This is a genomic window from Dyella silvatica, from assembly GCF_026283955.1.
Lineage (GTDB): Bacteria > Pseudomonadota > Gammaproteobacteria > Xanthomonadales > Rhodanobacteraceae > Dyella_C > Dyella_C silvatica.
Window position 1 is genome coordinate 1 of sequence record NZ_JAPDPE010000166.1, and the last position, 7,532, is coordinate 7,532.

The window sequence follows — 7,532 nt, forward strand, 5'->3', positions numbered from 1 at the left end:
GCATGGGCGTCGACCCGCTCGGCGGTGCCGGGGTGAATTACTGGGCGCCGATTGCCGAGCGCTACAAGCTCGATCTCACCGTGGTCAGCAAGGAAGTCGACCCGCAGTTCGCCTTCATGACGCTGGACTGGGACGGCAAGATCCGCATGGACCCATCGTCGTCGTACGCGATGCAACGGCTGATCGGTTTGAAGGACACTTACGACGTCGCCTTTGCCTGCGATACCGACCATGATCGTCATGGTGTGGTTACCCGCAGCCACGGCCTGATGGAGCCTAATCACTATCTGTCGGTACTAATCGATTACCTGTTCCAACACCGGCCGCAGTGGAACACACAGGTGGCGATCGGCAAGACCGTGGTAAGCACCGCGCTAATTGACCGCGTGGTCAAACGGCTCGGACGCCGGCTATACGAAGTGCCGGTCGGTTTCAAATGGTTTTCGCCGGGATTATTCGACGGCTCGCTGGGTTTCGGCTGCGAAGAGAGCGCAGGCGCCTCGTTGCTGCGCCACGACGGCACGGTGTGGACCACCGATAAAGATGGCTTGGTGCCATCGCTGCTGGCCGCGGAAATCACCGCACGCCAGGGCAAAGACCCCGGCGAGTTGTATGCGCAACTGACCCGTGAGCTTGGCGAACCCACCGCCGACCGTGTGGAAGCCGCGGCTACTCCGGCACAAAAAGCCAAGCTGGCCAAACTGTCGCCCGACCAATTGCGCAGCGATCAGCTGGCTGGCGAAACCATCATTCAAGTGCTTGACCGCGCACCCGGCAACCAGGGTGCGATCGGCGGCATCAAGGCAGTGACTGCAAACGGCTGGTTTGCCGCGCGGCCATCCGGTACCGAAGCCATCTACAAAATCTATGCCGAAAGCTTCAACGGCGAAGAGCATCTGCAAAGCATTCTGAAGGAAGCGCAGAGCATTGTTGACGCGGCACTGGCCTGAGTTTCCGAGGCTGCCCTATCTATTGAAGGAATAACCATGTCCGACCTACTCGATCAGCAATGCATCAATACGCTTCGCTTCTTGTCGGTGGACATGGTGCAACATGCCAACAGCGGCCACCCTGGCCTGCCGCTGGGTGCCGCGCCGATGGCTTATGCGCTATGGACAGGCCAGCTGAAACATCATCCGGCCAATCCGCAGTGGGTCGACCGCGACCGCTTCGTACTCTCGGCCGGACACGGCTCGGCGCTGCTATACAGCCTGCTGCACGTGACCGGTTACGAGTTGTCGCTGGACGATATCAAGCAATTTCGCCAATGGGGCAGCAAGGCCCCCGGACATCCCGAGCGCGGACATACGCCCGGTGTCGAGGTCACCACGGGGCCGCTGGGCCAGGGCCTGGCGAACGCCGTCGGCCTGGCCATCGGCGAAGCCCATCTTGCCGCGCGCTACAACCGCGAAGGCCATGCGCTGATCGATCACCACACCTGGGCCATCGTCAGCGATGGCGATCTGATGGAAGGTGTCGCCGCCGAAGCGGCCTCGCTGGCCGGACATCTCAAACTGGGCAAGCTGATCTGCCTGTATGACGACAACTACGTCACCCTGGCGGCCGGCACCGATATCACGTTCTCGGAAGATCGTGCCAAGCGTTTCGAAGCCTATGGCTGGCAAACCATTGAGGTGGCCGACGGCAATGATCTGGCCGCCATTCATGCAGCCATGGAAGCGGCCCGCGCCGACACCAGCCGGCCTTCGCTGATCCTGGTACGCACACATCTCGGCTTTGGCTCGCCCGAGCAAGACAGCTACAAGGCACACGGCTCACCGCTCGGCGTCGAGGATGTAAAAAAGACCAAGGAAAAACTCGACTGGCCCGTCGACCCGCCCTTCCTGCTTCCGCAAGAAGCCTTGACTCATTTTCGTCAAGCCTTGACTCGCGGCGCCAAAGCCGAAGCGGATTGGAATGGACGCCTAGATGCCTACACCAAGGCCTACCCCGAATTGGCCCGCGAGCTACAAGACCGGCTAGCCAGCCAGCTTCCTTCCGGCTGGGATAGCGACATCCCGGTATTTCCCGCCGACGCCAAAGGCCTGGCCACACGTGTCGCCAGCGGCAAGGTGATGAACGCGATGGCGGCGAAACTACCCGCCCTGGGCGGCGGCTCAGCCGATCTGGACCCATCCACTCACACGGCTCTAAAGGGCTTGGGCGATTTCAACCCCAAGGCGATAGCGCATCAGGATACCCAAGGTTCGGACAGTGCCGGCTGGAGCTATGCCGGCCGCAATCTGCATTTCGGGGTGCGCGAACACGCCATGGGCGCGATCGCCAATGGACTGGCCGCACACGGCGGCTTTATCCCCTATGGCTCGACGTTCCTGATCTTCTCTGACTACCTGCGCCCGGCCATCCGCCTTGCCGCACTGACTGGCCTGCATGTCGTGCACGTATTTACTCACGACAGCATTGCGCTCGGCGAAGACGGCCCCACCCACCAACCGGTAGAGCAATTGGCCAGCTTGCGCGCCATTCCCCATCTCACCGTGATTCGCCCTGCCGATGCCAATGAAACAGCGGTGGCATGGAAGGTTGCGGTAGAAACCCGCAATCGCCCGGTATTGCTGGCATTGACCCGCCAGGACGTCGCTACCCTGGATCGACAAATCTACGCTAGCGCCGACGGCTTGCGCCACGGTGCCTACGTGCTAAAGGATTACCCGGCAAGCACGGCCAAAGACCCCACGCCGGTGCTGATCCTGATCGCCAGCGGCTCTGAAGTCGGCCTGATTCTGGCTGCCGCCGAGCGCCTGCAAAGCGAAGGCATCGCCGTGCGCTGCGTCTCGATGCCAAGCTGGGAGCTATTCGATGCCCAGCCGCAAAGTTATCGCGACCAGGTATTGCCACCCAAGATCACCGCGCGTTTGGCGGTAGAACTAGGCGTGGCCCAGGGCTGGCACCGTTATACCGGCGACCGTGGCGACATGCTCGGAGTCGAGCGTTTCGGAGCCTCCGCACCGGCCGACATCCTGCTGCGCGAATACGGCTTTACCGTCGACAACGTGGTAGCCAAGGCCAAAGCGCTACTGCACGGATAACTACGTACAGATAACTACATCGATGGCCCGTTTCGATGCCGTGGACGGATGCATAGTGCACCGGGTTGGCTTGCCCCTTTCGTCGACCCGCTGGCCCTGAAAAGATTCAGGGCCCTTTCGGCTTCGATGCCTGACCTACTTCTTTGGTTTGCAGGCCACGGAAATGCCGGACAACATTCGATTAGTCATCGCCGGCGTAGCGGTGCCGGCGTTGAACATCTCAATTTCTTTCGTTGTGAATGTCTTGTCGATAACGCCGGCATTGCATTCACAACTGGTCTTGGCAGTCGCTGGATCGACCTTGGTAGATTTTGCGGCGTTGACACACGTATCGACGAACTTGCTTCTTTGGCCCGCCGGCCATTCGCCGGCATTTGCCAGTACGGGCAATAGCGTAAAAATGCTGACGGATACGAGTGAGAGCAAACGCATAAATGGATCTCCTGGATTAGAACACTCGATATACGGGTGAACGGGTCTAGTAACCGCAATTACTCACACACAGGCCAGAAATTCGCACGAATTGATAAAGCTCAGTCCGATGATTGCCGCATGACATTATCCATTGCCGCCGCCAAGTCAATGGATTAAAAAGCACCGCCTTCAGACTAAGCTTTTCGTTGATGCTCGGCAATCGGTTTTTTAGACGAGTCGATACCGTTACGCGCAAACGCCATGGTCGCCTCTTCCCTGCGCCGAAGCCGCCGGCATTGACCGCCATCATGCCTGGCAGGGGCGATAGCATGTGGTACGCGACGAGGGCGTCAACTCGACCGGTGTTCTTGATCGCGGCAAGGCATCTTTCACCGCCGGGTCATTAACGGTATCCGTTGGATACCGTCTTTGAATTGCCTTCGGTTTGCGAAGGCAAAGATGAAGGGATGAGCTGGCCTGTTTGAATGCTGCAATGCTTCGCGCACGGCGCTCATATCGTGCGCGTTTTATAGCGCATCCATCAGGCCGAGAATGAAACCCGCGCTCGATCCATGGGCCACTCTCGCCCGACCGGCTCGATGCTGATCGCCACAAGGCCACGGACGGCCATAAATCAGCGAACAGTAAATACCGTTACTTCGATTCGGATTTGATCTCGTGTCCGCCGAATTCGTTACGCATGGCGGCAAGCAGCTTGTCCGAGAACGACTCGTTGTCACGCGAACGAAGCCGCTCAATCAGCGACAGGGTAATCACCGGCGCCGGCACGTTGAGTGCGACGGCTTCATCCACCGTCCAGCGCCCTTCGCCGGAATCGACCACGTACGGCGCGATACCGGCCATGGTCGGGTTTTTGCTCAAGGCATCGGTGGTCAGATCCAGCAGCCACGAGCGCACCACACTGCCGGTGCGCCAGATCTCGCCGATTTGATGCAGATCGAGGCCGAATTCCTGTTTGTGCTGCAAGATCGAAAAGCCTTCGGCGTAGGCCTGCATCAAACCGTATTCGATACCGTTATGAACCATCTTGGTAAAGTGGCCCGAACCGACCGGGCCGACCCGGCCCCAGCCTTGTTCTTTGCCAGGCGCCAGTGTTTCGAAGATCGGCCGCAACGACTCCACGGCATGCTCGTCGCCGCCGATCATCATGCTGTAGCCCTCTTGCAACCCCCAGATGCCGCCGCTGGTACCGCAGTCGACATAATGCAGCCCTTGGTCGGCATACAGCTTGGCGCGACGCATGGTGTCTTTGTAATTGGAGTTACCGCCGTCAATCACGGTATCGCCGGTATCCAGCAACGACAGCAAGGTATTGACCGTGTCATCGGTGATCTTGCCCGCAGGCACCATCAGCCACAGCACGCGCGGCGCGGGCAACGCCTTGACCAGCGTCTGCAATGAGTCAGCTGAGCTGGCTCCATGGGTTTCCAAGGCCTTGCGCGCGTCGGCGTTCGGATCGAATCCAACGACTTCATGGCCGCCGCGCAATAGTCGTTCTGCCATGTTGGCGCCCATGCGCCCTAAACCCACCATGCCAAGTTTCATTGCATTTACTCCGTAGCAGTCGTTCGAAAAAAGGTCTTAGGCCATGTAGCTTGCGCATAGCCGCGGTACAAAATCGTCATCGGTGTGACCTGGTTGTTTTGGCCAGCCAGCCACCTTCGAAACCGGCTCGATGCAAGCCATCGACAATCCAGCGGCAACTGCGCATCAACTCCCACAACATACCGCTGCGGTGGTTTTCCACCATGAGAAAGATCGGGCCCTGGTCCAGACCGAAAAAATACGGCGATACCCAACCATCGGAGGCGTCGCCATGCGCAGGCTCGGGCCAGGTCTGATTGAAGCTGGCCTTGAAGCCGTAAGGATGATGTTCGTGCAGTTGTAGCGTATGGATGAAGTGGTGCACGGTCGGCAACACAATCTCGGGTGCAAAAGGCAGCGAGGCGACCACAGCCCACGGCGCTACCGTGCCGTCATCGAGGCCCTCAGGTGCACCACGGCCTTCGTAGTCGTAGAACTGCCGCTCGACTCCATCGATATTCCGCGTGGCAGGGCCAGGGCCATCGCTGGCGGTAATGCCCCAGCACTCGGCGGAATAGCCTTTGAAACCTAGCGGATTGTCGATCGCGTAGCGTTGCTGAATCTGTGTCGCGCGACGGCTGTTCTCGAAATAATCGATGCCCTTGCCACGCATGAAAGCATCTTGGATGCCACGCAGATCCAGCCATAGATGTGATAGCTGATGGGTAAACAATGGCCCGCAGTAGAGATACTCGATGTCGTAGCAACGCTTCCATTCATAGGTGGAAGCCCACGCCTCAAACGCATTCGATGCCAGCGGATGTGTGGGCGAACCAAGTGCCAGCACATAAAGCAGCAGACCTTCGTCGTAGCCCTGCCAGCGATGCGGAATAAAACCGCTTTCCGGCCGCCAGCCATGCCCTATCGTGCCATCCGCGGCCTGTGCCCAGGGCCAGTCCGCGCGTCGGTATAGCGCATGAGCGATATCGCGGATCTCATGCTGTTCTGCGCTGTCATCGTTGAAGTACGCAGCCACGGCCAGCATGCCAGCAAACAAAAAAGCACTGTCGACGGTAGATAGCTCGCACTGCCAGGCACGACGGCCGCTTTGCATATCGAGAAAGTGGTAATAGAAACCGCGATATCCGGTCGCATCCGGCTCTTCGCCTTGCGGGCTGTCACGAAGAAAACGCAGGGTCGTCAGCGTGCGTTTGATCGCCGCCTGCTTGCTCAGCAGACCGCGCTCGACGGCTATCGGATAACTGCTCAGCGCCAACCCGGTGGCAGCGATACTGGCAGGCCAATGGGGCGCGGTTTTATCCGCGACCAGTCCATTGCTCAGCTGGGTCTCGTACTGGAAATAGGCAAACGCCTTGTTCTGCAGGTGCTGCAGCTGTTGCCCGGACTGAAGCGGATGGCTAAGCGGTGGGGAGCGCATAGATCGGATGAGAAGATCAGCCTCGGCGTCATGGAAGGCCACCGCACCTCACCGTGCTGACGACCGTGCGCCATCCTACACCGCTAGCTGACGAAGTGCCGGTCGAGCGCCGTGCATGCTCTTCGCCCATGCCGACCTCAGTACAGACTGCTCGACAGTCACGCCGCCATCACAACCCCAGGCAGAGCCATCCGGCAACGGTACGAATTGCTGCAAGCCCGCGGCGCTGGGCGCCGCGGGCTTGCAGCTCAAACGCCCTGCCTGAAAGCCCAGGGCGCTCCTTTCGTCGTACGACCTCGCCGTCCGCTATCGACGGCCGCGCCATGACTATCGCAACACCGTTCGTGGCAAGAGCCGGCTAGAACCGGGCCAGTCACCTCGATGAACCGGTCCATCGTCTGCCATGCAGGCATGCATTACATCGCCTTGGCGAAAACCGCGGTCCTCGTCGCTGCACTCAAGACGTTGGCCTGGGCCAGCTGAGCCGTCCAGAACTCAGCCCATAGATCGCAGTAGCGCAGGCATAACGCTTGTACGCGCATGTACTGATCAGGCGTGAGTGCCTGGGTGAGAATCAGCCACAGGTCGTCCTCGTGATCGTCGTCGGCGGCGTCCGAGGTCTCGTCTGCACTGACGCCGTGTACAAAGTAATAACCGTCGTCAACGTTGATACCCAGCGCGCGTGTCGCTTCGCGCAGGGGTGGACTGAACAGGATGACCTCTTCTTCCGCGGCGGCCAAAAGTACTACGACATCGAGATAGTTGCCGTAGCTTTGGTCCAGATACTCACGCACGCTTTGCGACGATTGACTCGGCACATACGACTCACGCACGTGCGGCTCGATGCCGTAATCGTCCAGCACCCGCTCAAAGAGCGGATAGTGCGCGTAGGCAGGATTGCCACGGTAGTAACTGTCGACATCGAGCCCGGGGCGGAAACCGAACTCATCCAGATCGTTCAACGTCAGCAGAAAACGCGGAGCCAACTTGGCGCCGGGCTGCAAACGCGGTTCGAGCTGGCGACTTTGCAGCTGAGCAGCCAACAAGGCATCGGTAAAAATCTGCACGATCGCATGACGATATTC

The 7,532-nt window shown here is 59.5% G+C and carries 6 protein-coding genes; 2 read left to right on the plus strand and 4 right to left on the minus strand.

Annotated features, from left to right (window positions below; translation table 11 throughout):
* The coding region (locus tag OUZ52_RS21430; RefSeq protein WP_484489071.1) for a phosphohexomutase domain-containing protein at positions 1-950 on the plus strand (950 nt) is incomplete at its 5' end.
* A 36-nt stretch (positions 951-986) separates the two neighbouring features.
* On the plus strand, positions 987-3,050 hold the full coding sequence (gene tkt, locus OUZ52_RS21435) for a transketolase (RefSeq protein ID WP_266160622.1): 2,064 nt from the start codon (positions 987-989) through the stop codon (positions 3,048-3,050).
* A 135-nt stretch (positions 3,051-3,185) separates the two neighbouring features.
* Here tkt and OUZ52_RS21440 read toward each other — a convergent pair whose 3' ends face one another.
* From OUZ52_RS21440 to OUZ52_RS21455, 4 genes are all read right to left on the minus strand, one after another.
* Entirely contained in the window at positions 3,186-3,482 is a 297-nt protein-coding gene (locus OUZ52_RS21440) for a hypothetical protein (protein WP_266160623.1), read from the minus strand.
* Positions 3,483-4,118: 636 nt separating this feature from the next.
* Positions 4,119-5,030 (minus strand): phosphogluconate dehydrogenase (NAD(+)-dependent, decarboxylating), encoded by a 912-nt coding sequence (gene gnd, locus OUZ52_RS21445; protein WP_266160624.1) that lies wholly within the window; start codon positions 5,028-5,030, stop codon positions 4,119-4,121.
* Between the two features lie 76 nt (positions 5,031-5,106).
* Positions 5,107-6,447: a glucoamylase family protein gene (locus OUZ52_RS21450; RefSeq protein WP_266160626.1), complete on the minus strand. Its 1,341-nt coding sequence runs from the start codon at positions 6,445-6,447 to the stop codon at positions 5,107-5,109.
* 416 nt (positions 6,448-6,863) lie between these two features.
* On the minus strand, positions 6,864-7,532 hold a 669-nt coding region (locus OUZ52_RS21455), incomplete at its 5' end, for a heme oxygenase-like domain-containing protein (RefSeq protein ID WP_266160627.1).